We start from the raw sequence: 26,394 nt of genomic DNA, 5'->3' as shown, positions 1-26,394 counted from the left end.
TTTCCTTAAAGATTGAGTAAAGTTTGAAATGTAATACTTAGGGAAACTGTAAAAATTTTTTACTATTTAAGCAGTTTTCAAATTGTTCTTTTTTGTTTGGTACTTACGTAAAAACCCTAAGTATATTAGATTTTGGCAACCTTTAAGACAAAATTGGGAGAGTTAGTATTAATTCTCCCCATAAATTATGGACATAACCTATTTTCCTAAAGTCTGAATATTAATAAGACTTTTTTATCGTACTAGTCATTCAATGAGCGATCGCCCTTGTATTTTCTCTTTTTTTGCTGGCTCAGGTTTCCTAGATTTAGGTTTTGAAACCAGCGGTTTTAATATTGTTTATGTAAATGAAATCTTCACCCCATTCATCGCCGCCCATCGTTATTCACGAGAAGTTTTGAAAATGCGATCGCCTGAATATGGATATCATCACGGTGAAGCCGCAGATGTAACAAAACTTATTGTCGAAAAAGAAGCACAACACCTTCAAGAATTAGTCAAGGACTGCCGCAAATCTGATAATATAATTGGTTTCATCGGTGGGCCTCCCTGTCCGGATTTTTCTATTAGTGGGAAAAATAGAGGAAGTTTAGGAGATAATGGTAAACTTTCCGCTTCATATATTGAATTAATTTGCCGAAATATTCCCGACTTCTTTTTATTTGAGAACGTTAAAGGTTTGTGGAAGACGACAAAACACCGTTTATTTTTTGAATCCCTCAAGCAAAAATTGCAGGAATCAGGATATATATTAACAGAGCGGTTAATTAATGCTATCGAATATGGCGTCCCCCAGGATAGAGAAAGAATTATTTTAATTGGTTTCAAAAATAATTTTCTTCAGGACATAGGGATCAAAATTGGTAGTGAAAAGTTACTATATGAGGAATATTTCCCTTGGGATAATTATATTTTATATCCTCACGAAAAAGTTTTTGCTTCCCCTTGGCGTAAGTGCGATCCATTTCAAGAAAATTCTCAAATACCTTGTCCTGATGGCATACCTGAAGAACTAACAGTTGAATACTGGTTTAGAAAAAATAACGTTCTGAAGCATCTCAATGCTGAAAACTGTTTTCAACCAAGGGCAGGTATCACAAAATTTGCTGCTATTGATGAAGGAGATGATTCTAAAAAGTCTTTCAAGCGTCTGCATAGATGGCGTTATTCTCCGACAGCTTGCTATGGAAATAATGAAGTACATTTGCATCCTTACAAAATCCGGCGGATTTCTGTAGCAGAAGCTTTAGCCATCCAATCTTTGCCTGCAAATTTTGTACTTCCAGAAAATATGTCACTCACTAATATGTTTAAAACTATTGGTAATGGTGTTCCATATTTGGCATCGCAGGCATTGGCTCAAACTATTATTAACTTCTTAATAAATAGTGTAAAAAACCCTGTTAATATTCCTAGTATTACTACTACTTACCGTTAACTTAAATACTTGTAGTAATTCCAGGATATCTGTAAGGTCAATATTAAAGACAATTCAGCAGCTTGTTTTCAGGATAAACTCGTAATAAATGTGGTTTAATATATATATAAGAAATGTTTTAATTTTTTATAAAGTTTAATAATCAATCCCTGGCAGAAGACACGATGGCAGCAGACTATCCAGACATTGATATTGCGCCATTTATCGATCACTCCCTGTTAACGCCAACGGCTACTCCAGAGCAGGTTGAGCAATGGTGTGAAGAAGCATATAGATTCAACTTTGCGGCGGTTTGTCTGTTCCCCGCTAATGTCAAGCAAGCAGTCGAACTCCTCCACGGTAAAAACCCGAAAGTTTGTACGGTGATAGGCTTTCCTTCTGGTGCAACGAGTTCAGCAGTAAAACTGTATGAAGCTCAAGAAGCGGTGGATAGTGGGGCCACTGAGTTGGATATGGTCATGAACTTGGGCTGGTTAAAAGCTGGCAAAACTGAAAAAGTCCACCGAGAGATTGCCGAAATTTGTGAAGAGACTGGGCAAACAGTCAAGGTAATTTTGGAAACTAACCTGTTGACAGATGCGGAAAAAAAAATAGCTGCTGAAATAGCTATGGAGGCAGGAGCAGCATTCTTAAAAACTAGTACAGGTTGGAATGGTGGTGCAACTGTGGCAGATGTGCGACTTTTGCAAGAATTGGCAAAAGAAAGGGTAGGAATTAAAGCTTCAGGTGGTATTCACACTATCAATCAAGCCCTAGACTTAATCGTAGCAGGTGCTACTAGATTAGGCACATCTCGCGGTATGGATTTGATCCGCCAGCGCGATAACCTGGGAAAGGGTGAATAGTCATTTGTCCTTTGTCATTTGTCATTTGTCCTAAGCTAATGACCCTTGAGCAATAATTAATAACTACTAATGACTAGTGACTAATGACTAATGAGTAGAACCTACAAAGCAACTGGTATTAATCTTAAAACCCAGGCGCTAGGAGAATCAGATAAAATAGTGACGATTTTGACACGAGAATTCGGTCTAATTCGAGCCGTAGCTCCAGGGTCACGTAAGCACAACTCCAGCCTGGGCGGTAGGAGTGGAATGTTCGTTGTGAATGAACTATTGATTGCCAAAGGGCGATCGCTTGATAAAATTACTCAAGCACAGACATTAAAAACTTATCCTGGTTTAGCTAAAGATTTGGGAAAACTGGCTGCCAGTCAATATTTAGCAGAAATAGTTCTGTGTGAAGCTTTGAGCGAACAACCCCAAGAAGAACTTTATGATTTGTTCAATGAACATCTCCATCGCTTAGAGGCGGTGTCTAGTGCAAATCCATCTGGTGTTTTGGCTCATCTGGCTCATGGTGTATTTCACCTTTTAGCCTTAGCAGGACTGACGCCACAAGTGCAAATCTGCTGCCTATCTCAACGTTCCCTTAAGCCGAACTTCACAGACCCCAACTGGCAGGTAGGATTTAGCATCCCTGCGGGTGGAACAGTTTCTTTAGAAGCTAGGGAACGTTTACGAAAAGAAGCGCAAAGGGAGATAAGGGCAGGGGAGCAAGGGGAGATTAATAATCAATACCCAATGCCCAATGCCTCATCCGCAATGACGCCAGTTGCTTCAACGGATAGCGCAGCGTTAGCGAGTACTCGAGCGTCGGGAACCTCCGCAACGCACTGGCTCCCCAATGCCCAAACAGTTGTTGTGCATCGGCAAGAAATACCTGTGATTTCTAGTCGTTTGGGTGCTATGGAACTAGCTTTGCTTCAACATCTGTCACAACCAGAGATAATGCAAATTGATGGTGCTAGAGATTATGACTGGTTATCTGTTGAGCAGATTTTGCGCCAGTATGCTCAGTATCAATTAGGTCGCCCTATTCGCTCTGCTACCTTGATCGACTCTTATTTTGCTGCCAACCATGATGCAACCGTCTGATTTGGATAAAAAAATCCTGCCTTTGTCACCAAGCCTCGCCAAAAAACAAAATAGGGTATCAGATCCTACAGTCAAGAATCACTTGAGCGCTGTTCCCAAGTCTACACCTAGTCAAATAAATGGCCAAGAAATGTCCCCAAAAGATGTTTCTAATAACGATCAAAATTGGACAGAGGAGATCCCAAAAACTGATCTTCCAAGTCAATCAGAAACACAATCTGAGGACAAATTAACCACTGCTGAGGTAGATAGCAATGACGTTCGGAATGGGCAGAATTTGCCAGTAGCCACTATTCCAGAAAAAGAATTACCGAAATTAGATGCCTCTGGTTCAGGTGGAGAAGCTATTGCAGGGAATGTAAAACAGCTAGGATTTTTACCTGTATTAAAAAATCCTAATTTTTTGGCTCTTTGGGGCGGTCAAGTTTTCTCCCAACTAGCAGATAAAGTTTATTTGGTGCTGATGATTGCCTTGATAAATACTCAGTTTCAAGGAAGCAATCAGAGTATTAGTGGTTGGGTATCAGTCTTGATGATGGCTTTTACTATTCCAGCCGTATTGTTTGGTTCCGTTGCTGGTGTGTTTGTCGATCGCTGGTCGAAAAAGGCTGTGCTGGTGGCAACAAATATTTGGCGTGGCATCCTGGTTTTGTCAATTCCCTTCCTGCTGTGGTTGACTCATGACTGGAAACCCATAGGATTGCTGCCAGTGGGTTTTGTAATTATCTTGGGTGTGACTTTTTTAGTTTCGACTTTAACGCAGTTTTTTGCACCGGCGGAACAGGCGGCAATTCCCTTAATCGTAGAAGAACAGGATTTACTCTCGGCAAATTCGCTTTATACGACAACGATGATGGCATCGGTGATTGTTGGGTTTGCTGTTGGGGAACCATTATTAGCGATCGCTGATGGACTTTGGTCGCAAATTGGTGGTAGTGGTAGTTTGGGCAAAGAACTTTTAGTTGGTGGCAGTTATGCGATCGCTGGACTAATTTTGTTCCTCCTGGCAACTAAGGAAAAACACCACCACCCCGATACAGAATTCCCTCACGTATTCTCTGACTTACGGGACGGTTTTGCCTATCTCAAAGCAAATCATCGCGTCCGCAATGCTTTGCTTCAACTGATTATCTTGTTTTCTGTCTTTGCAGCATTAACTGTTCTAGCCGTTCGGATGGCGGAAATCATTCCCAACATGAAAGCTTCCCAGTTCGGCTTTTTACTAGCAGCTGGCGGTGTTGGGATCGCGGGTGGAGCAACAATTCTCGGTCAATTTGGTCAACGCTTCTCCTATACTCAGCTAAGTCTGTGCGGTTGTATGGGTATGGCCGCATCCCTGATTGGTCTGTCAGTATTTACAACTCAACTGTGGCTCGTATTGTTACTGGTGGCGCTAGTGGGTATCTTTGGGGCACTAGTGGGAATTCCCATGCAAACTACAATCCAAACAGAAACACCTCCAGAAATGCGTGGTAAAGTTTTTGGCTTGCAGAACAATGTAATTAATATTGCCCTTTCCTTACCTTTAGCATTAGCTGGTGTCGCAGAAACCTTTCTGGGATTACAGGTTGTTTTTTTGGGATTAGCTGCGATCGTCTTTTCAGGAGGTATATTAACCTGGTATAACTCCCATAAGTAGTTATCAGCTAACAGGAGTTATTATTCATTACCTTGACGTAATTAATAATTTACTTAAAGCTTTTGTGTTCGTGGTAAACTGTTGCCAGTGAAAATTTATCACATACTTGCCGGATATAAATCTGACATTAGTCAGAATAAGTTGTTTAAATATCAGAAATTAACAACTTATAAGTAGAATAAATAAAGCCATAAATCCACTGGTTTAATCAGCTGATAATAAGCTTTTAAACCAGTAGAAAGTTGTGGAAATTTTTAATAAATAAAAAAACCAGCAAGTATAGCTAGATAAAAGAAAAATCACAAAGGACACACAAGTAATAGATTCAACCCGCTTTTCTTACAGCTAAATAAAGAATGCGTATAGCCTGGATTGGAAAAAAATCACCATTTTGCGGCAATGTCACCTACAGTCGAGAAATTACAAATGCCTTGCTAGATAGGGGACATCAAGTTAGCTTTCTTCACTTCGCCCAGGAAGAGTCTGAACCTGATAATTGGCCAAATCTTCGAGAGGTTTCCTTACCTTTCATTTATAAGTCCCAGGTTTACACAATTCCCACTTTTAAAGCCACCAAAGTTTTAACCGATTCACTGCGGGAAATCAAACCAGATGTAGTCCATGCTTCCTTGACATTATCTCCTCTGGACTTTTTTCTACCGGAAATCTGTGAAGAACTGAGGTTGCCCCTAGTTGCCACTTTTCACACACCATTTGCTGGTAAAGGGGCAAAGCTGGTATCGGGAACACAACTTTTGGCTTATCAGCTCTACGCACCTTTTTTGGTTAACTACGATCGCGTGATTGTATTTTCTCAAATTCAGCGAGAATTATTGGCAGGGATGGGCGTAAGGGAAGAAAATATTGCCGTAATTCCCAACGGTGTTGATACCACGAAGTATTCTCCAGGACTTTCTAAAATCAAAGCAGAATTTAAAGCCGAACGCTTATTTGTTTATCAGGGTCGCATAGCGCCAGAGAAAAATGTCGAAGCTCTCCTCCGGGCTTGGAAGCAGTCGGCAATGGCGCCTGGTAGTAAGTTGCTAATTGTTGGCGATGGCCCTTTGAAGTCTTCCTTAGAGCCGTTTTATGGTTCAGAATACGGCATTATCTGGTTGGGATTTGTCGCTGATGAAGACCGACGCATCGAAATTTTGCGGGGCGCAGATGTATTTGTTTTGCCTTCATTGGTAGAGGGTTTGTCCCTATCTCTGTTAGAAGGAATGTCGTGTGGGTTGGCTTGTTTAGCAACAGATGTGGGTGCAGATGGAGAAGTATTGGAAAAGGGTGCAGGTGTAGTTATTAGTACCAAAACAGCGCGATCGCAATTGAGAACCCTCTTGCCAGTGTTGCAAGACCATCCAGAATTAACAACCTTACTGGGGCAAAAAGCCAGACAGCGTGTATTAGACCGCTATACCCTCAGTAAAAATATTAGTCTGCTGGAAGAACTTTATAAAGGAGTTTTAGCACAGCGACCTTTACCACTAAGTCGCAGAGCGTAGTTTAAAGAAGAGATTCACCTTTTCAAAGGAAGTATATGAGATTCCTGAAGATGTTGAAATTTGTGCATCTTTACCTGAATTATGTCCTTATACCTTAGAGCAAATTTTGGATAAAAATTGGTTGCCTTAATCTTAAATTTTGATTTTTTACACAAAACATATTCATATTTTAACTCAGCAACACCATAAAATTAAGTCGCTGAATTATCCATTAAAGACCATCCTAAACTGGTTGGCTGTTCATAAACCCGCTTTAGAGTATTTATATCTCTGGCAGAAATAGGCGACGGGTTACGAACTTGAGAAAAATATAAAGCATCCGTTTGTAGCGGACTATGACCCCAAATTCCTAGCGCATGACCGAATTCGTGGCGGGCTGCTGCAATGAGATACTCACCTGTTTGACTAGGACTTAGCAAGATGGTGAAGCGGTGGGATAAAACTTTGTTACTGGTGTATAACTCGTAAGTAGTTTGTGCCGATCGCGCACGAGGTATATTACTACCAGAAGAAATTTGTAGAGGTGGCGCTTTTCGCACAATCGTAATATCAGCAATTTCGGACTGTTCGACTATTGTCAAAGGTAAATAAGTACTCCACTCCTGTACACCCTGCAAGACAGCATTAACCCATGCTTGAGCTTGTTTTTCACTGACAGATTTTGGTGGTTCTACGTAAACTCGAACAGGAAATTTTGACCAGACTAAATAACCAACTTGGGTTGTTGTAACTTGGGAAAAGTAGTCACCACTGTTAGTGCTATCTTGCCACTGTGCAAGTGTAGGCGGTAAAGGATGGGATTTTAGGGGAGATGATAGAGGGAAAGAGATTATTAAGTCTGAATATTCATATTTTGGTGTTATTGTAAACCCATAACTCGACTGAAGATTAATAAAAACGATTAACAGCCCTGTGCCAATAAATAAGGCAAGAGCTGTAATTAACCGTCGTGAAATTAAATTTATTAGGGTGTTAAATATCGGGTGTTGGGTTCTTTTCCCCATTTACCTATCCTTATTTAGGCAGCCAACCAGCACTTAAAACTACTGTCAAACCGAGAAAAATTACTGTCAATGCCCAAGTAATTCGGTTTAAGGTATTTTCTGCGCTTTTGGTACTGCTAAATAGCTGGGCTTGTCCGCCAATCGCCCCAATGCCATCACCTTTGGGGCTATGCAGCAAAACTAAGATAATCAAACCAGTGGCGGAAAATGCCCAAATGCCTTGCACGATATTAGTAGCTGTCATGGTAGGAATCTCATTTATAACAAGTTTTAAAAAACAGAATTTAGGAGTTAGGAGTTTTTAGTGAACTCCTAACTCAGGACTCAGCAATCTTTTACAGCCCTACTTGCACGGGAGTGCGAGTACGTTGCAACTCATATTCTGCTGTTTTCAGCAGCGATCGCCCTGTCATTTCTGGTGGCTGAGGCAGCTGTAAAATCTCTAAAATTGTAGGGGCAATGTCGGATAGCTTGCCATCGCTTCGCAGTTCGACATTTGTACCATATCCAGGGATTTTAACTTTCTCTCCTTCCACCAAGATGAAGGGGACTGGATTAGTCGTGTGAGCTGTCCAGGGATTACCCTGATTATCTAGCATATACTCAGCGTTACCGTGGTCGGCAGTAATAATTGTTGTACCGCCGGCTTTGATAACGCTTTCTAGTAGGTGTCCCAAACAGCGATCGACTGTTTCAACTGCTGTAATCGTAGCGTCGATTTGACCAGTATGCCCTACCATGTCTGGGTTGGCATAGTTAATCACAACTAGAGAATATGTACCCTTTTGAATCGCAGCGATCGCTACATTTGTAACTGCTGCTGCTGACATCGCTGGGGCATGATCGTAAGTTGCTACCATCGGGCTGCTTACTAGTTCCCGATCTTCACCGACAAAAGGTTCCTCCAATCCCCCATTAAAGAAATAAGTGACGTGGGCGTATTTTTCTGTTTCGGCGGTGCGGAACTGCTTCAAACTATGATTGGCTATCACTTCTCCCAGAATGTTATTGAGATTCTGAGGCTCAAAGGCTACAGCCACGGGTAAGTCTGAATCATACTGCGTAAAGGTCACGAAGGACAGCGGTGTGATTTGCTGTCTTTCAAAACCGTTAAACGTGGGACTGACTAAAGCTTGAGTCAGTTGTCTGGAGCGATCGGGGCGGAAGTTGAAAAATATCACCCCATCCCCTGGTTGTATTGCGCCGGGAGCAATTCGGATTGGGTTGACAAATTCATCTTTTATCCCTTGGTCGTAAGATGCTTGCAAGACTTCCACAGCCTTGAGACCATTACCAACACTATCTTGTATCATCATGTCGTAGGCGCGTTTGACCCGATCCCAGCGGTGATCGCGATCCATCGCGTAGTAGCGACCGCTGAGGGTAACTATGCGCCCAATTCCTGTGCGGTCTATATAATCTTGCAGCAGCGCGATCGCTCTTATACCGTCAGCTGGGGCGGTGTCACGACCATCGGTGATAGCGTGAATACAAACTTCTGGAATTCGCTGGTTTTTGGCTAAGTCAAGTAGTCCGAATAGATGGGTGATATGCGAATGTACCCCTCCCTCAGAACAAAGCCCGACTAGATGCAGCTTGCTATTCCGAGAACGAACTTCCTGGCAAATTTTGACGAGTGCTGGGTTTAAGGCAATAGAACCGTCTTCGACCGCATCGGAGATGCGTACCAGTTCTTGCGGTACCACTCGCCCAGCACCAATGTTCAAATGACCAACTTCCGAGTTGCCCATTTGACCTTCTGGCAACCCTACAGCTTTTCCTGAGGTGTGGATGAGGGTGTGCGGGTAAGCTGCCCATAAAGTGTCCACAATTGGAGTTTTAGCAGCAACAATAGCGTTTCCTCGTTTTTCCTCGCAGTAGCCCCATCCGTCTAAAATGACTAGCACCACAGGAGCAACAGGTGCTTTGGTCATAGTAAAATTGCCCTTTACTTTTTGTAATACCCGAATGATACCATTGCTAATCCACGCCGCAAGGAGAGATATGCTTATTAAATTCTTTTATTAATTACTTTATAGTTTTCTTAGATTTTTCTTAAGCTTGTTAAATCTTGTGTATTTTATGATTTTTAAATTATTGATTAATTTAGGAGTAGCAATTGCTACTCCTAAACTAAGGTAAATCATTTTTGTTTTGCAGTAACTTTAGCAGCATACAAAAATAACCAAACCAAAAAGGAACATTTAATCATCTTCTAAAAGCTCTTTAGCAGTCTCATCCAGTCTCTTGTTTGCATTATCACAGAAGTTGAAAAACATTTTGCTCACAACTCCAGAGGTAAGTCCAACAGCTGTTGTCGCTGCTAATACATTTCCCAAGCAAACTGATATAGCAGTTACAACGCCAAGTATAGTAGTTGCTGTTGCTAGGCTAATAGCTAAGTTAAAACTTGCACTGGCTTGTCGGGAGCGTTTTTGATACCAGTGTATTGAAATATCCTTTGGCTGCACTTCTATGTTAGTTTTAGATTGTTTGTTCATTTGATTTCTGAAAAAGTAGGTTTTTTTGAAAGTCTGCAAGGTAGCTGCGAACTACCCAGCAGCTTAAGAAAGGCTAGCCCTACAAATAGGCTGCCATCTTCTAAAGACCACTTTAAGTCAGTAGTGTTTAATAACCTGCCTGGAAGCTGAAAACTAATGGGCAGGTTTTTAACATACTGAAAACTCTCAGCTAGAGAATCTTAGCTTGAGAATAGCTGTGTTTTATTAGCACAATACAGTAGCAATACTTAAGTAAAAATGGTCCAAAAAGCTTTCTTGCTTTCTGATAACCGAATGATACCATTGCTAATCCACGACGCAAGTGAATTTTTGCTTATTAACTTATTTGTATGAATGACTTGCAGTTTTTTGAAATACTTTTTAAATTTTAGTAATTTTTCTGTGATGTTTTTAAACGCTAATAAGGAGTTGTTACTTAGTAGTAGCATTTTCGCGCTACTACTAAGTCCTTTTCTAGTTTTTCATTTCCTTTTTGTAGAAGCTTTAGCAGCTTTAGCAGCTTTTTTCGCTGCTTTTTCGGCTTCTATTGCAGCTAATTTTGCCTGTTCTTTTTCTTCAGCAATTTTCTGGAGATAGTAATGATAATCTCCTAAATAGACGCGGAATTCTCCATCACGAATTTCGACGATTTTATTTGCTACTTGAGAAATAAAGTAGCGGTCATGAGAGACTACAATTGCCGTGCCATCATAGTTTTGTAGCGCCTCTTCCAGCATTTCTTTAGCTGGAATATCTAGGTGGTTTGTCGGCTCATCTAAAATTAGTAAGTTTGCGGGACGTAAGAGCATTTTTGCCAACGCTAGACGAGCTTTTTCTCCTCCACTTAATGCCCCAACTGCTTTAAATACAGTATCACCAGTGAATAAGAAGCGTCCCAACAGCGTGCGGACTTCTTGATTATCCCAGTCGGGAACTTCATCATGGATAGTTTCCATGACAGTTTTCTTCAAGTCCAAAGCTTCAGCTTGATTTTGCTCAAAGTAACCAGGAATAACATTATGAGCGCCTAATTGAACGCTACCTTCTGTGGGTGGTTCCATGCCCATAATTACGCGCAGAAGAGTAGATTTTCCAGCACCGTTGGGGCCAAGAAATGCAATGCGATCGCCTCTTTCAATTAAGAGATTTGCTGCCAAAAACAATATTTTATCACCATAAAGATGAGTTAAATCTTGAATTTCTACTACCTCGCGTCCACTGCGGGGTGCAGGGGGAAAACGGAAGTGTAGAGTTCTTACTCCAGCAATGGGTGCTTCAATGCGCTCAATTTTGTCGAGTTGCTTTTCCCGGCTTTTTGCCTGAGTACTGCGGGTAGCACTGGCGCGAAATCTATCAACAAAGGTTTGCTGTTTCTCTAATTCTTTCTGCTGGCGTTCGTAAGCACTAAGCTGTGCTGATTGACTTTCGGCTTTTTGTTCTAAATATGACGAGTAGTTACCAAGGTAAGTACTGGAAACGCCACGTTCAGTTTCCACAATTTGGGTACAGAGGCGGTCAAGGAACTCCCGGTCATGGGAGACTATTACCATCGGCGTAACTAGCCCTCTGAGGTAATTTTCCAACCACTCAATGGTTTCTAAGTCTAGGTGGTTAGTCGGTTCATCCAGCAGCAACAAGTCGGGTTTTTGCAGGAGAATTTTACCCAAACTCATCCGCATTTGCCAACCACCACTGAAGGCACTGACGAGGCGATCGCCATCTTCTAGCCCAAACCCCATCTCTGGTAAAATTTTCCCGATGCGTGCATCTAAGTTGTAGCCATCTAAGGCTTCAAATTTACGCTGCAAGCGATCCAACTTGTCGATCAGTCGATCCAGTTCATCTGGGTTAGCCGTTTCCATCTCTCGTGGTATATGCGCCAGAGATAACTGTACTTCGTTGGCTTCTTTGAAGACAGTCCAAAATTCTTCTCTAACGGTGCGGGTGGGGTCTACTTCAAACTCTTGGTTGAGGTAGGCTATATGTAAGCTATTGGGACGGATAATTTCGCCAGCGGTAGGTTCAATTTCCCCAGAGATGATTTTCAGTTGGGTAGATTTTCCAGCACCGTTGACACCGACTAAGCCAATGCGATCGCCTGGTTTAACTTCCCAGTTGATATCTTTGAGAACTTCGCCTGTGGGATAAATTTTACTTATATGTTCTAGTCGCAGCATTAAGTTTCTCTCAGGTAGGGAGTGGGTGGTTGAGGACGAAGTACTAACACCGCCTCTAATATTAACAAAAATTAACTATAAATTTGTCGCGATCGAGTTTGGAGAGGCGCAAACAAAGTTTACCCTCACTCACACATAAAAACTACGCATCCCTCTTAAGGCTGATTTTGTGTTACTTGTCTGACTTCTTCAACACTCAAATCTAACGCCTCTGCTACTTGTTCTACAGTCAATCCTGCTGTCAACATTGCTGGTACTGCTTTTAGTTTACCTTTAAGCTCACCTCTAACCTCACCTTGTTCAATGCCTTGTTCAATGCCTTGTTCAATGCCTTCCTGAAAGGCTTCTTGATAAAATCTGGTTTGCTTTAACTCGCTTAAGCCAAACATTTCCTCCATCTCCTCCCTACTCATTGCAGGAAACTTATAAGCCAAAATAGTCTCTATAAATTGTAATAATTGCTGCTGTTTTGGTGGTGAGCTGATCTCTGACTTGGTTCTGTCTATCAACACCCTTGCTTTAGCGATCGCTACATCGTCGGTTGCAATTACTAATTTAGCAGTTGCAATGCCAAGTGGAAGCGATGCAGCTTCACCTAATTCATCAAGATAAATCCGTTTGACGCGCCCACTTGTGAAAAACTCATGGTAATGTTTGATATCTCCTGTATCTACATTCCTGTTTGGGTATAAAACCACAGCACCCCAGTCATTTGATGGTTGATTCTGACGGAGGTATAAACATATTTCTGCAATTAGCCGTGAATAAATTTCTCCATCAGCCTGAAATTGCACTTCAACAAAATAAATTTGGTTCTCACTTCCTTGTGTAGGCAGAAATACACCATCGATTCTGAAGGCTGTTTGTTTGATTTCAACTGATGAAAATTGATAAAGGCTAGCTTCTTCTGGAGAATTACCAATAAGTTCAAAGAAGATATCAGGTAATTCTTGAAACAGGCGATAAAAGATGATGTCTGTTTTCACAACTTTATATCAATTGAAAATTTTGATTTACTGTTTATATGTTGCTTGATTATTCAGAACCATCTCGCACTTTCAGCAATTGCTCTTTTGCTATCCCTAATATACGTGAAAGGGGCGCTAATAAACTATCATCAAATGCTTCTCCAGTATAAATATTATTCAGTTCGGTAGGGGATAATTTAAAGGTGTCGCAGAATTTAGCAAACTCCTGATTACTCAAGTCAAGCTCTTTTTGCCTATCGTGAAGTAAAACTGCGATCGCTCTCGTTCCATGCTTCGGACGTTCGCTAGTTTTTACATATTTTTCCATTAAATAATATACTTTCCTCGTATCGCCGCCCATCTTTTTAATTAAATCAGTACAAGCCATTTTTAGTGCTTTTTTTAAAACTTCTTCTTCATTTAAAAACTTAATAACTTCACTGGCATATTCTGGTTTAAAAAATCCTACTAAATCACCTTGATGATAAATCGGTATATAATGTTCATTTGATTCAAAATGCCAATCTAAAGGCTCATTGCGTAGTGACATAGCTGCACCCCTAAATATTTTAAGATTGCACCATTTTAAAACCATTTATTCTTTAACTGCCAGTAAAATACCCTAGCCCTGGCAATTAGAAATCGCAGCTATGGAAACAAAACCCACAGAGGTGGGTTTCAACTTCCTGAAGTCCGCGTAGATAGACTTAGTTTGTGTAGCTGTTATGTATTTCTATCAGAACCTCGAACTCAAGCAAAATTAGTGATCTCGCCTTGCTCATCACCAAGTAGCTAAAGGCTTACCAGAGATGGGGTTGGTGGTGTTATAGGGCTGTTGTTAGATATTTAACCATAATGGGCATACTGTAAATATCAAGTAAATAAGCATCGAAACAGGGTAAACAGTATGTTGACAACAACGTGGCAAGAAGAGATTGCATCCTTAAAACAAAACTTGAGAAAGGAAATAAATAAAATATCAGGTCATTCTGAGATTACTATACCTAATCATATTTGCATCAATAACCTGAAATCCAAACTAGAAAGATTAGATGAAATAGAAAAAATTCTTAGTATAGAAAAATATAAAATTGCTTTTATAGGTACTATTGGGCAAGGGAAGACTACAGCTATTTGTCATCTTTTTAACTTAATAAGCAACTTTACTGTTTCTAAAACTCCCAAAGAGTTACTATCAACGGGATCAGGCAGAACTACTATATGTGAAGTAATTATCAAATCTGCGGAAAAAACTTACATAGAAATAGAGCCTTATACAGTTGATGAGATGGAAAATATTATTTTTGAATTCTGCGACTATATTGCAGATAAAAACAATAATAAACCAGATCAGAAAATAATTATTTCTACAGAACTTGAAAGGGCTATTAGAAATATCATAAAAATGAATTTTTACAATAAAACAATTTCTGATGGTATTAGAAATAGACCTAAAAGAATTGACCTAGCTAAGGAAAATATTGATTTATTAGGATTCGATGAATTTAAAAAAGTTGTTTTTAATAATGCAAATCTGGAATCTAGGACTACGAATAAGATTGAATTTGATAATCAAAAAAATGAGCAAGAATGGATAAAAAATACATTTGCTGCCATCAATAATGTTGAATTTGAGGAGTTTGCTATTCCTAGAAAAATATATCTTTATGTGAGCTATAATATTTTATCTGGCTCAAACTTGTCTCAGTTCGATTCAGTTGTGGATACTAAAGGACTTGATGAAAATCCAATTCGTAAAGACTTGCAGAAATATATTGAGAATCAGGATACTATCTGTCTTTTTGTCACTCCCTTTAATGATGCTCCGGAAGCTAATATTAGGAATTTAATAGGTTATCATCTTACATCTAAATCCAAAGATTTTCATCATAGATTTGTAACTTTGGTATTACCTCACAAAAATCAACCTGAACAAGTGAATGGATGTGATGGAGATTGGTATACAGGAATTCAAATTAGAAAAGAAGAAGTTCAAGCTACATTCAGGAATTTGAATTTAGATTTTTTTCTAGAAAACATTTTGTTCTATGATGCTTTTAAGTACTATAGTGATGATATATACAGTGAAGAATATGTACAGGCCGATAAAAATGAATTTATCGAAGCCATAGCCAGTGTAGTACAACGTAGACGAAATATTTTGTTGGGCGAAATAAAGAATATCCAAGAAAGCTTTACGAGAATAAAAAATGGTGATGCTTTGACAGTAGCAGAAATTAAGGCAATTGAAAATGCCATTTACAAAATAAAGGATTTACAGGATTTAAGTAAAAGAGTACAAAGTTTTAATTATAAAGACCAAGGTCAAGATAAAGGTTTTGTTACTAAATATGTTGAATATTATCGTAAAGTTTATTCAGCATGGAATACTAAACACGCTATTCATAGAAACTTTGGTTTTTACGATCCAAGGAATATAGATATATATTACGATATGAGAGTTGTTGCTGAAGGAATAAATGAAGATGAAATGTTGAAGAAGTTTACAAAACAACCAAAGCAGGAATTAGAAAATATCCTGAATGACATGACATCGGCAAATGAATCTTTAAAGACATTTATCCCTGAATTAATTATACAGCTTAACTCATTGTATGACGATTTTATAAGTGAAGTAGGAAAACAGATTCAAGAGGAAGCTCAAACTAAACTATCACCTCAAAGCGAAGATTCTAAATTCTGGGAGGCTCTAATTAATGAGAAAGGTAAGGTAAGACCTCCAGATCAAACTTATACAGACAATGTATGTCAGACATTGAAGCACGAACTTGAAAAAGAGAAAAATTTAAACAATTTTTTAGAGATTCAAGCAGAAAAGTCTTGGAAAAAGTTAGTTATTAAACTATTAAGCTTTTTCGGAGAAAAATAGACAGATAGCGATTGAAAATTGCATAGTAAATACAGAGGACACAATATTATCGCGTCCTAACAATTCCTTTTTTATCCAAATAAAACTTACTATCTATGAATAGCTTAAGTGAAGAAATATCCATCCAACTAAAGATATACAAGAGAAGTTATACAGAATATACAAAATGCTTGATTAGAGGAAGAGAAATTGTTATTGGTGGAAGACCAGAAGAAAAAGTTAGGCAAATATTTATCTACTTTTTGGTAAATAAAAGTTGTTTATTTCCAAATGAAATTGATATCAAAGTTGAATCTAATAATCATGATATAGAACTATATAAAACTGTCAGAAATAAATATTTTAAACCATATCACCCTCCTCTGATGATTGTGGAAGTGAAGCGAGAAGAAGAAGACTTACAGAATCATGAGGAACAGATTGAAAGATACCTAAAAAAATCTGGTTCAGAAATAGGTATTTTATATAATTATCATGAAATTATTGCATATACGAAAAAAGACGCAGTATTTACGAGTAATTATCTCAATAGTCTTAAAGATATACCACCGTTAATTTTACAAAATTCTAATAAGTTAGAGAAGGATATATTAGAATTTGAAAAAGCTGTAAATGGAAGTTTTGATAGTTTTATTTATCTTGTTAAAAAGTATGGTGAATATAAGCTGAATACAATAACTTTTAGACTTAAAGGTGAACAATTACCTGTATCAGGCACTTTCTTTGAGTCTCAAGATCATCAGGTGAACTATCTTAAAAATGGTAAAAGGCGGCAAAGCTTAAATTACCAAGATTTTGAAAAGCTAGTTTCTATTATTTATTGACAAATATAACATGTCTCCAAATAACAAATAAGCGTAAGAAAAATGGTAGGAATTATCCTTCCCAGTCTTGACTAGTCTCGCACAGGAAATTGTCTGCGATCGCATCATCAAATAAATAGGGGCAATCCTCTGGAAAAGTTCGTAATGGTAAGCTAGTTTCTCGTAGCGCCAAATCCACTCCCGCTTCAAAGCCATCTAACAACGCTTCTTCTATTCGAGATTTTAAACTAGGGTTCTGTCGCAGATGCCTGTGGATAGCGCGACGCTGTTCTCGAATCGTTAAAAACCAACTCCGAGAGCGTTGTTCGGGTTGATACTCCCACTTCAACAGATGACCGAGTAATACACTCAGACGACTTACGAGTTCTCGATACTCCTGTCTCCCCAAAGCTTGAATTTCCTCTTGCAGGTGTTGCCAGTCTAGTTCCATAACTAGCCTCTGCTCTAACGCTTTAGCCTGCTGCTGTGTCCAGCCATAGAAGTCTTGGTCATACAAAAAAGGTTTGTCCATAAAATTGAATCTTAACAGCAAGAAACCACGAGCTAGTTCGATCCGATTTTCTGCTAAATCGCCCTTAAAAAAGCTACCGGATTTTTGCACCTTGGCAAAAGCAAGTAGAAAAGTTAATTTATACCTGCCAAACTCTGAAGAATGGGCGAGGCTAAATTACCTTATGAAGTACAAATTTGCCTATTACCATTATCCTAGTGAAATGGAAGATGCACTCTACGCGATATTAGAAAACCAACTGTATGTGTTAAAAGCAACAATACAATAAGTGGTTTTACAGAAATATTAACAGCAAAAATTAGTTAGCGGCAGAAGTCGCTAACTCCGCGAGACGTTCTTGCTGGTCTAGAGATATACAAGATTGGATCAGCGTCTCTAAATCACCTTCCAAAACAGGGTTAAGGGAATAATTCTGACCTAAGCGGTGATCGGTAGCTCGGTTATCTTTATAATTATAGGTGCGAATTTTTTCCGATCGCGATCCAGTACCAACCTGCGATCGCCGCATGGAAGTTACAGCCTCTTGTTGTTCGCTTAACTTGATTTCATACAACTTCGCCCGCAGAATTTGCATTGCCCGTTCTTTGTTTTGCAACTGGCTGCGTTCTTCTGTACAGAAAATGCGTATTCCCGTTGGTTTGTGCATCAAGTCAACGGCTGTTTCCACCTTGTTGACGTTTTGTCCACCAGCACCGCCAGAACGAGCTGTAGTCATTTCAATATCTTTCGGGTCAATGTGAATTTCCACATCATCCACCTCTGGCATAATCGCCACGGTAGCTGTGGAAGTATGAACCCGTCCCCCGGATTCAGTTGCCGGCACGCGCTGCACACGATGCACTCCAGCTTCAAACTTTAACTGGCTGTAAACGTCATTACCTTTAATTTCGAGAATGACCTCTTTCCAGCCACCCATTTCTCCACGAGATTCGCTCACTAGAGAAACTTTCCAACCTTGAGTCTGGGCATAGCGGGTGTACATCTGCATCAAATCGCCAGCCCAAATACTTGCTTCATCGCCACCAGTACCTGCGCGAATTTCCAACATGATATTCTTTTCATCATTGGGATCGCGTGGTAGCAGTAAGACCTTCAAGCGAGACTCTAAGTTTTCTATTTTTTCCTCAAGTTCCTTTACTTCCAGTGCCGCCATTTCTTGCAACTCTGGGTCACTCGCAGATTCTTTGTAAACCTGACGCGCTCCGGTCAAGTCTTCTTGGGCTGCTTTCCAAATTTCATAAGTATCCACTACCTCTTCCAAAGAAGAACGAGACTTAGCAATTTCTTGATACTCATCAGGATTACTAGCGGTATCGGGGTCGCCAAGACGACGTGTTAATTCATTAAAGGTTTGTTCAACAGATTTTAGTTTGTCCAGTAAGTATGATTCAGCCATGACGAGTGCGATCGCTCCTTAAAAAAATAACAAATTGGCTCGAGCATATAAATGAAAATCGACCCAGCTGATGCAGGGCCGTCGTTAACAGCAGAGCCAACCCGCTACTTTTTGGTTTGATCGTCGCCAGCTGTTTGAGTGCTGCTCATGCCGTACTTGCGGAGGAAGCGCTCTACTCGACCCTCAGTGTCAATAATCTTCTGAGTGCCGGTGTAAAATGGGTGATTTCCAGACCAAACATCTACGTGCAATTCTGGCTTAGTAGAGCCAATGGTCATAACAACTTGACCGTTGCAGTAAACTTTAGCATCTGGATACCACTTGGGGTGAATATCAGCTTTAGCCATTGTTCTTTTTGTGATGAATCTATATAAATTATAACTTTCAGCGTTCAGTTGAAGCTAGGGAGTGGGGAATGGGGACTAGGGATTGGGGACTGGGAAAGAGATAAAAAACGGACTTTTCTTAATGCCCAATATCCAATACCCAATACCCAGTACCCAGTCCCTAATAGCTTATCGCTTAGAGTACTGAGGCGCTTTCCGAGCTTTATGTAAACCATATTTCTTCCGCTCTTTTGCTCTGGGATCGCGAGTCAAATAACCTTCGGTTTTCAAAGGTGGGCGGTTGTCTGGGTCTAGTTGGCACAAAGCACGAGCAACTCCCAAGCGAACAGAATCAGCCTGTCCGGTCAAGCCGCCGCCTTCTGCTTTCACCAAAATGTCATATTCGTTTTCAAGTCCCAGAGTTTCCAGGGGTGCTTTGATCACTCCCAGATAGTTGGGGTTGAATTGGAAATACAAGGTTCCATCTTTACCGTTCACAATCAGTTGACCAGTGCCTGGAACCAAGCGTACCCTTGCTACTGCGTTCTTACGACGACCAGTACCCCAGTATACGGCGCGACCGCTATTAGCATCTGCTACTACCATTAATTTTCTTCTCCAGGAATTGTACTAACTTTTAGTTCTTTAGGTTTTTGAGCATCATGGGGATGCGTAGGTCCAGCGTAAACTTTCAGCTTGGTGAACAACTGCTTACCGAGGCTATTTTTAGGTAGCATACCTTTAACAGCTTGTTCTAAAATCCGTTCTGGTATGCGCTCTTGCAGTTTAGCGAAAGTTTCCGTTTTCATCCCGCCGGGACGACCAGAATGGCGGCGGTAAAGCTTTTGAGTGCGCTTTTTGCCTGTGACTGCTACTTTCTCGGCATTGATGACGATTACGAAGTCACCTGTATCTAGATGGGGTGTATATTCGGGTTTCTTTTTGCCTCTCAATACCTGAGCGATTTCACTAGCGAGGCGACCGAGGCGTTTATCGGTGGCATCTACTATGTACCACTCACGCTCAAGGGATGCTTGAGAAGGAAGGTATGTTTTAACTGTTGTCATTTGTCATTTGTCCTTTGTCATTTTTAATTTGTCATTAGTCATTTGTTATTTGTCATTTGTTATTTGTCCTTTGTCCTTTGTCAGTTGTCCTTTGTTATTCACTAATGACCAATGACTAATGACCAATGACTAATGACCAATGACTAATGACTCTTGACTAGCGACGAACTTTGGCAAGGTGTCGTACCAAATCTCTTGTGGAAAGGGAAAATCTGGATAGCCGACTCGCAACAAGCACAAGCCTTGGGGCGGTGCGGCGTATTTCACTTCTTCCCGGCGTTGTTCTTTCCATAGTTGGGTGAAGCTAGAAAGTGTTCGTTGTCCAGAACCTACTTCTACCAGCATCCCTACCAACAGCCGTACCATGCCATACAAAAATCCATCTGCCTGTATTTCAATATGGATAAATGGCCCACTGCGACGACACTCTGCTGCTTGCACCTCTACCCAGGAATGCGATCGCTTTGAGCCTGCACGATGAAAGGCAGCTAAGTGATGCTTTCCCAATAGAGGTTTCAAGGCAGCTTGAATTAAAGATTCATCCAGGGGTGCATAATAATAATGCCAACTGAAGGGTCTTACAAACAAGTTAAGTCGATCTTCAGTGTATATTGTGTAGCGATACCGTCGATAGGCTGCACTAAAGCGAGCGTGCCAACGGTTATCGACACTAGCTGAAGCCCTGATTAATATATCTGGCGGCAGATAGCTATTTAGGATTGTTGCCCACTTGTGAGGCGGAATTAAACCTGTAGCTTCAAAATGGGCTACTTGAGCAGCAGCGTGAACTCCAGAATCGGTTCGCCCTGCACCATGTAATGTTACATGATGCCCAAGAATAGTAGCGATCGCAATTTCGATCTCTTCTTGGACTGTCCGGTGTTTTTTTTGCCTTTGCCAGCCATGAAAATGAGTGCCCAGGTATTGGATTACCAAGGCTACTCGATGAGTTTGTGTAGGCTGGTGGCTTTCTAACATACAGATTTTGTCCTTTGTCATTTGTCTTTTGTCATTTGTTCTTTGTTATTTGTAAATAACCAATGACTAATGACCAATGACCAATGACTAAATGACCTAAACCAATTCAATTATTGCCATTTTTGCATTATCACCCCGACGCGGTACGGTACGCAGGATGCGGGTATAACCGCCCTGGCGATCGCCATATCGAGTCGGAGCTTGCTCAAATAGAGCGTGAACCAGTTGTTTGTCGAAGATATAGCCAAGAGCTTCGCGGCGTGCTGCCAATGAGCCATTTTTGGCTAGGGTAATCATTTTTTCCACTTCACTTCGTAGAACTTTCGCTCTAATTAAAGTGGTGGTGATCTTACCATGACGGATCAGCTCGGTGGCGAGCGATCGCAGTAAAGCACGGCGTTGATCTGCTGGTTTACTGAGTTTTTTGACGCGACAACGGTGACGCATAATTATGCACTATGAATTATGAACGGTTTTTCTTAAGGGTGTTTAGAGCCTCTTTCCATTGGCAGGGTGATGCCCAAGCGTCGCTGCAAAGCTTCCACGACTTCTTCTGCTGACTTCTGCCCAAAGTTCTTAATTTCTAAGAGGTCTTCTTGGGTATAATCCAACAAATCTGCCACAGAGTTAACTTGTGCCCGTTTGAGACAGTTATATGCCCGTACAGAAAGTTGCAACTCTTCGATGGGTATCTGGGCAGTTGGGTCGTCTGGAATGTCCGAACCTGTGTCTGTTGGTTCTAGGGAGATATCTTTCAACGGGTTGAATAAATCTACCAAGATTGCAGCGGCCGAAGATAGTGCTTCTTGAGGGGAAATACTGCCATTTGTCCAAACTTCTAACAGTAGTCGGTCTTTTGGAATCAAGCCTTCCCCACGAGATTCTTCAACACTGTAGTTGACTTTTCGCACAGGCATAAATATCGAGTCGATTTGGAGAAAATCCAACGATGTGGCTTCCTCGCGTCCTCGCTCTACAGTGCGATAGCCTTTGCCTTTCTCGATCCGAAATTCCATTTCCAGCTTTCCACCCTCAGCGATGGTGGCTACATACTGGGTAGGATCGATGACTTCTACTTCACTGGGTAAATCAAAATGTGCCGCAGTGATTGTTGTTGGGCCGCTAACGAGTAATCTACCAATCTGAGGCTGCGAAGAATAGTTTTTCAGGATAACTTCCTTCATTCTCATGAGGATTTCCAGTACATCTTCCCGCACACCTGGAACTGTAGCAAACTCGTGTGAAACGCCCGCAATCCGCACAGCTGTAACTGCTGTACCTTCTAGGTTAGACAGTAAAACCCGCCGCAGTGCGTTGCCAACAGTTGTTCCTTGACCACGCTCTAGAGGTTCTAGAACAAATTTACTGTAATGGTTCCGACTTTCTTCGGTATTCGACTCTACACATTCAATTTGAAACTGCGCCACGGATGAGCCTCCCTTTTTCTAAGGTGCTGCTAGCAGACAAATCAATTGCCTCCAGAATTGAATTTATGTCCTGTAGATTATAGGTATATCAAACTTTTACTCCAAATTTATGGTATAGTTTGATACTTCTATTTCGCTTGCAGGCGCTAATAATATTTTGGGTAGCCCGAAGATTAACAGCTTTTCCAGCGGGAAAATCTGACGTGCTTCTGGTCGCCCAAGCTTTGAATCAATGACAGTTTGCACGTTAAACGCTCAAGCGGTCATTACTGGCTGTAACTTTTCGTCCTCACTGCCCAAGTCTTGGTATTTAAACTCGACGGCGCTTGGGTGGACGACAACCATTGTGAGGAATCGGGGTAATATCCCGAATCAGTGTAATTTCCAGTCCTGCTCCTTGGAGTGCCCGAATAGCGGTTTCTCTACCTGCTCCTGGTCCACTGACCATTACCTCGATTTGACGCATTCCTTGATCGATAGCTCGACGGGCTGCACTTTCAGCTGCGGTTTGCGCTGCAAAGGGAGTTCCCTTTTTTGCTCCCTTAAAACCGCTAGAACCAGCACTAGCCCAGGAGATGACATCTCCGTTTTGATCGGTAATGGTGACAATGCTATTGTTGAAAGTAGACTGGATGTAGGCCATCCCACTGGGTACATTCCGTTTCTGCTTCTTGCTCCCGGATTTTTTAGTTGGTTGTCTCGCCATACTTGTTTAGTTGATTTAAGGTAAAACTTGCTCGGATTAGCAAGCGTTGCAAAATTATTTCCCTGGAGCCTTCTTCTTCCCAGCCACTGTCTGCCTTCTGCCTCTACGGGTTCTGGCATTTGTGCGAGTTCTTTGGCCTCTGACTGGTAAGCCCATGCGATGACGACGACCTCTGTAGGTTCCAATGTCAACTAAGCGCTTGATGTTCAAAGACTCCAAGCGCCGCAAGTCACCTTCAACTTGATAGTTGGTTTCTATTTCCCCTCGTAGGGCTGTCACATCGGCATCACTTAAGTCCTTAACGCGAGTGTCTGGGTTCACACCAGTAGCCGCTATAATTTCTTGAGAGCGTGATAATCCAATTCCGTAGATGTAAGTCAGACCGATCTCGACGCGCTTATCGCGTGGAAGGTCTACTCCGGCAATACGTGCCACAATGAACTCTCCCTATTGTTCTCGCAATTACTGTTAGTTGGAAAAACGTGATTAATCGCGTCTTTTCGTTTTAATGATGATATGCGTGTTACAACTTACTCTGTTGGTAAGAGTGTTATCCTTGACGTTGCTTGTGCTTAGGGTTCACGCAGATCACCATGACGCGACCACGACGTTTGATCACGTTACACTTTTCACAAATTTTCTTGACTGAGGCTCTAACTTTCATGCCTTTTATTTTTTGACTCCAAATATAAAATTATAGCATTTCTAGGGAAATTAATCCAGTTTAATGACTAATAACACAGCCAAAAAAATGGTTTTATGGTAAAATTCTCTACATATACTTACTTCTTTCGTAGTCGATAGGTAATTCTGCCTTTGGTCAAGTCGTAGGGGGTTAACTCCACCTTGACGCGATCGCCGGGCAAAATCTTGATATAATTTCGGCGAATCTTGCCGGAAATGTGTGCTAGCACGTTAAAGCCATTGTCCAAGTCAACGCGAAACATCGCGTTGGGCAAGGACTCTGTAACCGTGCCTTCCATTTCAATCAAATCTTGCTTAGACAATTTGTTTTTTCCTCAACTCAACAATTTCGTGTTCAGTTGCAGCGCTTCATCTGCAAAAGAACACATTTTAAGAAATATATCAACAGTTTATTAATATATCTTAGCTAAAATTGATCTTCTTCTTGGTAGGGGTAGTGGGGAGCAGGGAATTCTATACTCCCTACTTCCCTTCTTTTCAGGAAGCGATTACCTTTTGTAATTCACCAGTGACATCTTCTTGGGATTGATTGCCATTGACTGTTAGGAGTTTTTTGCGATCGCCATAATAATCAATTAAAGGTGCAGTTTCAGCGCGGTACACTTCTAAACGACGACGAATCACCTCTTCGGTATCATCTTTTCGTCCTCTAGCTAGCAAACGCGCGATCACAATTTCATCTGGTGCATCTAAATTGACTACCCTTTCGCCACCTTGATGTATTGCTTCCAGTAACTTCTCCAGAAAAGCTGCTTGGGTCACTTTTCGGGGAAATCCATCCAGAATCCAACCATTTTTGGCATCTGGTCGATTGAGGCGCTCCTGTACCAAGTCCTGCACTAGCTGGTCGGGTACTAACTCGCCGCTATCAACATAGCTTTGAGCTTTGATTCCTAAAGGAGTCTGCTCTTTCATAGCTTGTCTTAATATTTCACCAGTAGAAATATGGGGAATATTCAAGTGTTCAGCCAAGGTTTGAGCTTGTGTTCCTTTACCCGCTCCAGGTGGCCCCAAGAAGATTAATCGCGTCACTATTATTTCACCATTCCTTCATAGCGCTGAGAGATGACATAAGTTTGGACTTGCTTGGCTGTCTCAATTGCCACACCAACTAAAATTAACAAAGAGGTTGCACCTATTCCCCGGAAAGTTTTCACATTCAAAGCGCTTTCCACGGCTGTCGGGATAATAGCAACGAAGCCTAAAAAGATCGCACCCAAAAAAGTGAGTCGATTGGACACGCGTTCGATATACTCGCTAGTTGCCTTGCCGGGACGAATTCCAGGAATACTAGAACCCATTTTCTTCAAGTTCTGGGCTACATCTACTGGGTTGAGAATCAACGAAGAATAGAAGTAGCTAAAGAAAATAATGGAAATCATGTAGACCAAGGCATAGACCCAGGAGCTAGAACCGCCTGGACTCAAATAAGTGTTAACTATATTCGCCAAGTCGGCATTTTTAGTAAAATTGGCGATCAGCAGTGGCAAACTGAGGATGGCAGCAGCAAAAATAATTGGCATCACGCCGCCTTGATTGAGCCGCAGGGGTAGATAGCTACGCTGCTCTGCCAAAACTCGCCGACCTACTTGGCGACGAGCCGAAATAATTGGGATGCGGCGCATTCCTTCTTGGACAATCACAATACCAACAATTGTTGCTAGGAAAACTAAGATCAGTACGATCACTCGACCCACTGCTTCCCGACCACCGACTTGCACCAAGTCGATGGTATCGCCTAAAGCTTTTGGTAATGAAGCGACAATGTTGACAAAAATCAACAATGATGCTCCGTTCCCTATGCCTCGTTCTGTAATCAGTTCTGATGCCCACATGACGAACATAGAACCAGCAGTCAGAGCGATCGCAGTTTCAGCTACAAATATGGGCCCTGGCTTTAGGGCGAATTGCTGGAGGAATAATGCCGAAAAAGCTGTACTTTGTAGAATTGCCCAACCTACAGTTACATAGCGGGTAATTTGCGATATTTTTCGCCGACCGGCTTCCCCTTCATTTTTCTGTAAATTTTCTAAAGATGGAATTGCAGCTGTGAGCAACTGAATGATAATAGACGCATTAATGAAGGGTAAAATCCCTAAAGCAAAGACTCCCAAAGTCGAAAGTCCTCGCCCAGAAAATATATCCAATAAGCCAAATATGGAATTACTCCCCGATATGGCTTCGGCAAATCTCGGTCTATCAATCCCTGGCACGGGTAAGAAGATACCCAGGCGAACCAAAATCAAAATACCGACAGTGACAAGCAGCCTACCTCTGAGGCCAGCTGCCTGTGCCATCTGCATAAAAGTTTCTTGAGCCGTTGGGGCTTTATCTCGACTGATCATAGAGTGCTACCTTTATAGTGAACCAAGCACTGGCAGCGAGTTGGCTTGCA

The 26,394-nt window shown here is 41.2% G+C and carries 28 protein-coding genes; 7 read left to right on the top strand and 21 right to left on the bottom strand.

Annotation, left to right across the window (positions count from 1 at the left end):
* Positions 1–253: 253 nt before the first annotated feature.
* The 5 genes from V7K41_RS23845 (at position 254) to V7K41_RS23825 (ending at position 6,519) form a co-directional block, all read left to right on the top strand.
* Positions 254–1,438: a DNA cytosine methyltransferase gene (locus tag V7K41_RS23845; protein WP_334852202.1), complete on the top strand. Its 1,185-nt coding sequence runs from the start codon at positions 254–256 to the stop codon at positions 1,436–1,438.
* A gap of 164 nt (positions 1,439–1,602) precedes the next feature.
* A complete protein-coding gene (gene deoC, locus V7K41_RS23840) occupies positions 1,603–2,283 on the top strand; it encodes a deoxyribose-phosphate aldolase (protein ID WP_334852200.1) in 681 nt (226 codons plus the stop codon).
* Between the two features lie 90 nt (positions 2,284–2,373).
* On the top strand, positions 2,374–3,375 hold the full coding sequence (gene recO, locus V7K41_RS23835) for a DNA repair protein RecO (protein ID WP_334852198.1): 1,002 nt from the start codon (positions 2,374–2,376) through the stop codon (positions 3,373–3,375).
* Complete coding sequence (locus tag V7K41_RS23830) at positions 3,362–5,014, top strand: MFS transporter (RefSeq protein WP_334852255.1); 1,653 nt, start codon at positions 3,362–3,364, stop codon at positions 5,012–5,014. The genes recO and V7K41_RS23830 overlap by 14 nt, the downstream gene beginning before the upstream one ends.
* A gap of 356 nt (positions 5,015–5,370) precedes the next feature.
* Positions 5,371–6,519, top strand: coding sequence for a glycosyltransferase family 4 protein (locus V7K41_RS23825; protein WP_334852196.1), 1,149 nt, complete (start codon positions 5,371–5,373; stop codon positions 6,517–6,519).
* Between the two features lie 191 nt (positions 6,520–6,710).
* Here the strand turns inward: V7K41_RS23825 and V7K41_RS23820 are convergent, their stop codons facing one another.
* The 7 genes from V7K41_RS23820 to V7K41_RS23790 form a co-directional block, all read right to left on the bottom strand.
* A complete protein-coding gene (locus tag V7K41_RS23820) occupies positions 6,711–7,523 on the bottom strand; it encodes a peptidase (RefSeq protein WP_334852195.1) in 813 nt (270 codons plus the stop codon).
* Between the two features lie 10 nt (positions 7,524–7,533).
* On the bottom strand, positions 7,534–7,767 hold the full coding sequence (secG, locus tag V7K41_RS23815) for a preprotein translocase subunit SecG (protein WP_012410686.1): 234 nt from the start codon (positions 7,765–7,767) through the stop codon (positions 7,534–7,536).
* A 91-nt stretch (positions 7,768–7,858) separates the two neighbouring features.
* The gene (gene gpmI / locus V7K41_RS23810; RefSeq protein ID WP_334852193.1) at positions 7,859–9,457 is read right to left on the bottom strand and encodes a 2,3-bisphosphoglycerate-independent phosphoglycerate mutase; all 1,599 of its coding nucleotides are present in this window, start codon (positions 9,455–9,457) and stop codon (positions 7,859–7,861) included.
* 270 nt (positions 9,458–9,727) lie between these two features.
* Complete coding sequence (locus V7K41_RS23805; RefSeq protein WP_334852191.1) at positions 9,728–10,024, bottom strand: TRADD-N-associated membrane domain-containing protein; 297 nt, start codon at positions 10,022–10,024, stop codon at positions 9,728–9,730.
* A 482-nt stretch (positions 10,025–10,506) separates the two neighbouring features.
* Positions 10,507–12,201: an ABC-F family ATP-binding cassette domain-containing protein gene (locus tag V7K41_RS23800; protein ID WP_334852189.1), complete on the bottom strand. Its 1,695-nt coding sequence runs from the start codon at positions 12,199–12,201 to the stop codon at positions 10,507–10,509.
* Between the two features lie 155 nt (positions 12,202–12,356).
* Positions 12,357–13,187, bottom strand: coding sequence for an Rpn family recombination-promoting nuclease/putative transposase (locus V7K41_RS23795; RefSeq protein ID WP_334852186.1), 831 nt, complete (start codon positions 13,185–13,187; stop codon positions 12,357–12,359).
* 49 nt (positions 13,188–13,236) lie between these two features.
* The gene (locus tag V7K41_RS23790) at positions 13,237–13,719 is read right to left on the bottom strand and encodes a hypothetical protein (protein ID WP_334852185.1); all 483 of its coding nucleotides are present in this window, start codon (positions 13,717–13,719) and stop codon (positions 13,237–13,239) included.
* A gap of 357 nt (positions 13,720–14,076) precedes the next feature.
* Between V7K41_RS23790 and V7K41_RS23785 the strand changes: the two genes are divergently transcribed.
* Positions 14,077–16,059 (top strand): hypothetical protein, encoded by a 1,983-nt coding sequence (locus V7K41_RS23785; protein ID WP_334852183.1) that lies wholly within the window; start codon positions 14,077–14,079, stop codon positions 16,057–16,059.
* Between the two features lie 95 nt (positions 16,060–16,154).
* Positions 16,155–16,883 (top strand): type I restriction enzyme HsdR N-terminal domain-containing protein, encoded by a 729-nt coding sequence (locus V7K41_RS23780; protein WP_334852181.1) that lies wholly within the window; start codon positions 16,155–16,157, stop codon positions 16,881–16,883.
* Between the two features lie 52 nt (positions 16,884–16,935).
* Here the strand turns inward: V7K41_RS23780 and V7K41_RS23775 are convergent, their stop codons facing one another.
* The 14 genes from V7K41_RS23775 to secY all read right to left on the bottom strand — a co-directional run bounded on the left by V7K41_RS23775 (position 16,936) and on the right by secY (position 26,344).
* Positions 16,936–17,394: a DUF29 domain-containing protein gene (locus V7K41_RS23775; protein WP_334852253.1), complete on the bottom strand. Its 459-nt coding sequence runs from the start codon at positions 17,392–17,394 to the stop codon at positions 16,936–16,938.
* Positions 17,395–17,692: 298 nt separating this feature from the next.
* Entirely contained in the window at positions 17,693–18,790 is a 1,098-nt protein-coding gene (gene prfA / locus V7K41_RS23770; protein ID WP_292864102.1) for a peptide chain release factor 1, read from the bottom strand.
* Positions 18,791–18,894: 104 nt separating this feature from the next.
* On the bottom strand, positions 18,895–19,137 hold the full coding sequence (rpmE, locus tag V7K41_RS23765; RefSeq protein WP_334852179.1) for a 50S ribosomal protein L31: 243 nt from the start codon (positions 19,135–19,137) through the stop codon (positions 18,895–18,897).
* Between the two features lie 168 nt (positions 19,138–19,305).
* Positions 19,306–19,722, bottom strand: a complete 417-nt coding sequence (gene rpsI, locus V7K41_RS23760) for a 30S ribosomal protein S9 (RefSeq protein WP_104906415.1) — start codon at positions 19,720–19,722, stop codon at positions 19,306–19,308.
* The gene (rplM, locus tag V7K41_RS23755) at positions 19,722–20,183 is read right to left on the bottom strand and encodes a 50S ribosomal protein L13 (RefSeq protein WP_334852177.1); all 462 of its coding nucleotides are present in this window, start codon (positions 20,181–20,183) and stop codon (positions 19,722–19,724) included. Before rplM ends, rpsI begins: the two co-directional genes overlap by 1 nt.
* Positions 20,184–20,312: 129 nt before the next feature.
* Entirely contained in the window at positions 20,313–21,161 is an 849-nt protein-coding gene (gene truA / locus V7K41_RS23750) for a tRNA pseudouridine(38-40) synthase TruA (RefSeq protein WP_334852251.1), read from the bottom strand.
* Between the two features lie 96 nt (positions 21,162–21,257).
* Complete coding sequence (rplQ, locus tag V7K41_RS23745; protein ID WP_069070759.1) at positions 21,258–21,608, bottom strand: 50S ribosomal protein L17; 351 nt, start codon at positions 21,606–21,608, stop codon at positions 21,258–21,260.
* 32 nt (positions 21,609–21,640) lie between these two features.
* Positions 21,641–22,588, bottom strand: a complete 948-nt coding sequence (locus tag V7K41_RS23740) for a DNA-directed RNA polymerase subunit alpha (RefSeq protein WP_334852175.1) — start codon at positions 22,586–22,588, stop codon at positions 21,641–21,643.
* 310 nt (positions 22,589–22,898) lie between these two features.
* The gene (rpsK, locus tag V7K41_RS23735) at positions 22,899–23,294 is read right to left on the bottom strand and encodes a 30S ribosomal protein S11 (protein WP_012410703.1); all 396 of its coding nucleotides are present in this window, start codon (positions 23,292–23,294) and stop codon (positions 22,899–22,901) included.
* Between the two features lie 54 nt (positions 23,295–23,348).
* Positions 23,349–23,729: a 30S ribosomal protein S13 gene (gene rpsM / locus V7K41_RS23730; RefSeq protein ID WP_104906411.1), complete on the bottom strand. Its 381-nt coding sequence runs from the start codon at positions 23,727–23,729 to the stop codon at positions 23,349–23,351.
* A gap of 115 nt (positions 23,730–23,844) precedes the next feature.
* Positions 23,845–23,958, bottom strand: a complete 114-nt coding sequence (rpmJ, locus tag V7K41_RS23725) for a 50S ribosomal protein L36 (protein ID WP_015129703.1) — start codon at positions 23,956–23,958, stop codon at positions 23,845–23,847.
* A gap of 118 nt (positions 23,959–24,076) precedes the next feature.
* A complete protein-coding gene (gene infA / locus V7K41_RS23720; RefSeq protein ID WP_006276978.1) occupies positions 24,077–24,301 on the bottom strand; it encodes a translation initiation factor IF-1 in 225 nt (74 codons plus the stop codon).
* 175 nt (positions 24,302–24,476) lie between these two features.
* Positions 24,477–25,031: an adenylate kinase gene (locus tag V7K41_RS23715; RefSeq protein WP_334852173.1), complete on the bottom strand. Its 555-nt coding sequence runs from the start codon at positions 25,029–25,031 to the stop codon at positions 24,477–24,479.
* Between the two features lie 2 nt (positions 25,032–25,033).
* On the bottom strand, positions 25,034–26,344 hold the full coding sequence (gene secY / locus V7K41_RS23710) for a preprotein translocase subunit SecY (RefSeq protein ID WP_334852171.1): 1,311 nt from the start codon (positions 26,342–26,344) through the stop codon (positions 25,034–25,036).
* Positions 26,345–26,394: the final 50 nt, after the last annotated feature.

Origin of the sequence: Nostoc sp., assembly GCF_036917415.1 — a bacterium.
Lineage (GTDB): Bacteria > Cyanobacteriota > Cyanobacteriia > Cyanobacteriales > Nostocaceae > Nostoc.
This window is presented reverse-complemented; position numbering and strand designations above follow the sequence as displayed.

Coding starts and splice junctions, on each gene's coding strand:
- V7K41_RS23845 (WP_334852202.1), top strand. CDS start 254: ATGAGCGATCGCCCTTGTATTTTCTCTTTTTTTGCTGGCTCAGGTTTC.
- deoC (WP_334852200.1), top strand. CDS start 1,603: ATGGCAGCAGACTATCCAGACATTGATATTGCGCCATTTATCGATCAC.
- recO (WP_334852198.1), top strand. CDS start 2,374: ATGAGTAGAACCTACAAAGCAACTGGTATTAATCTTAAAACCCAGGCG.
- V7K41_RS23830 (WP_334852255.1), top strand. CDS start 3,362: ATGCAACCGTCTGATTTGGATAAAAAAATCCTGCCTTTGTCACCAAGC.
- V7K41_RS23825 (WP_334852196.1), top strand. CDS start 5,371: ATGCGTATAGCCTGGATTGGAAAAAAATCACCATTTTGCGGCAATGTC.
- V7K41_RS23820 (WP_334852195.1), bottom strand. CDS start 7,523: ATGGGGAAAAGAACCCAACACCCGATATTTAACACCCTAATAAATTTA.
- secG (WP_012410686.1), bottom strand. CDS start 7,767: ATGACAGCTACTAATATCGTGCAAGGCATTTGGGCATTTTCCGCCACT.
- gpmI (WP_334852193.1), bottom strand. CDS start 9,457: ATGACCAAAGCACCTGTTGCTCCTGTGGTGCTAGTCATTTTAGACGGA.
- V7K41_RS23805 (WP_334852191.1), bottom strand. CDS start 10,024: ATGAACAAACAATCTAAAACTAACATAGAAGTGCAGCCAAAGGATATT.
- V7K41_RS23800 (WP_334852189.1), bottom strand. CDS start 12,201: ATGCTGCGACTAGAACATATAAGTAAAATTTATCCCACAGGCGAAGTT.
- V7K41_RS23790 (WP_334852185.1), bottom strand. CDS start 13,719: ATGTCACTACGCAATGAGCCTTTAGATTGGCATTTTGAATCAAATGAA.
- V7K41_RS23785 (WP_334852183.1), top strand. CDS start 14,077: ATGTTGACAACAACGTGGCAAGAAGAGATTGCATCCTTAAAACAAAAC.
- V7K41_RS23780 (WP_334852181.1), top strand. CDS start 16,155: ATGAATAGCTTAAGTGAAGAAATATCCATCCAACTAAAGATATACAAG.
- V7K41_RS23775 (WP_334852253.1), bottom strand. CDS start 17,394: ATGGACAAACCTTTTTTGTATGACCAAGACTTCTATGGCTGGACACAG.
- prfA (WP_292864102.1), bottom strand. CDS start 18,790: ATGGCTGAATCATACTTACTGGACAAACTAAAATCTGTTGAACAAACC.
- rpmE (WP_334852179.1), bottom strand. CDS start 19,137: ATGGCTAAAGCTGATATTCACCCCAAGTGGTATCCAGATGCTAAAGTT.
- rpsI (WP_104906415.1), bottom strand. CDS start 19,722: ATGGTAGTAGCAGATGCTAATAGCGGTCGCGCCGTATACTGGGGTACT.
- rplM (WP_334852177.1), bottom strand. CDS start 20,183: ATGACAACAGTTAAAACATACCTTCCTTCTCAAGCATCCCTTGAGCGT.
- truA (WP_334852251.1), bottom strand. CDS start 21,161: ATGTTAGAAAGCCACCAGCCTACACAAACTCATCGAGTAGCCTTGGTA.
- rplQ (WP_069070759.1), bottom strand. CDS start 21,608: ATGCGTCACCGTTGTCGCGTCAAAAAACTCAGTAAACCAGCAGATCAA.
- rpsK (WP_012410703.1), bottom strand. CDS start 23,294: ATGGCGAGACAACCAACTAAAAAATCCGGGAGCAAGAAGCAGAAACGG.
- rpmJ (WP_015129703.1), bottom strand. CDS start 23,958: ATGAAAGTTAGAGCCTCAGTCAAGAAAATTTGTGAAAAGTGTAACGTG.
- secY (WP_334852171.1), bottom strand. CDS start 26,344: ATGATCAGTCGAGATAAAGCCCCAACGGCTCAAGAAACTTTTATGCAG.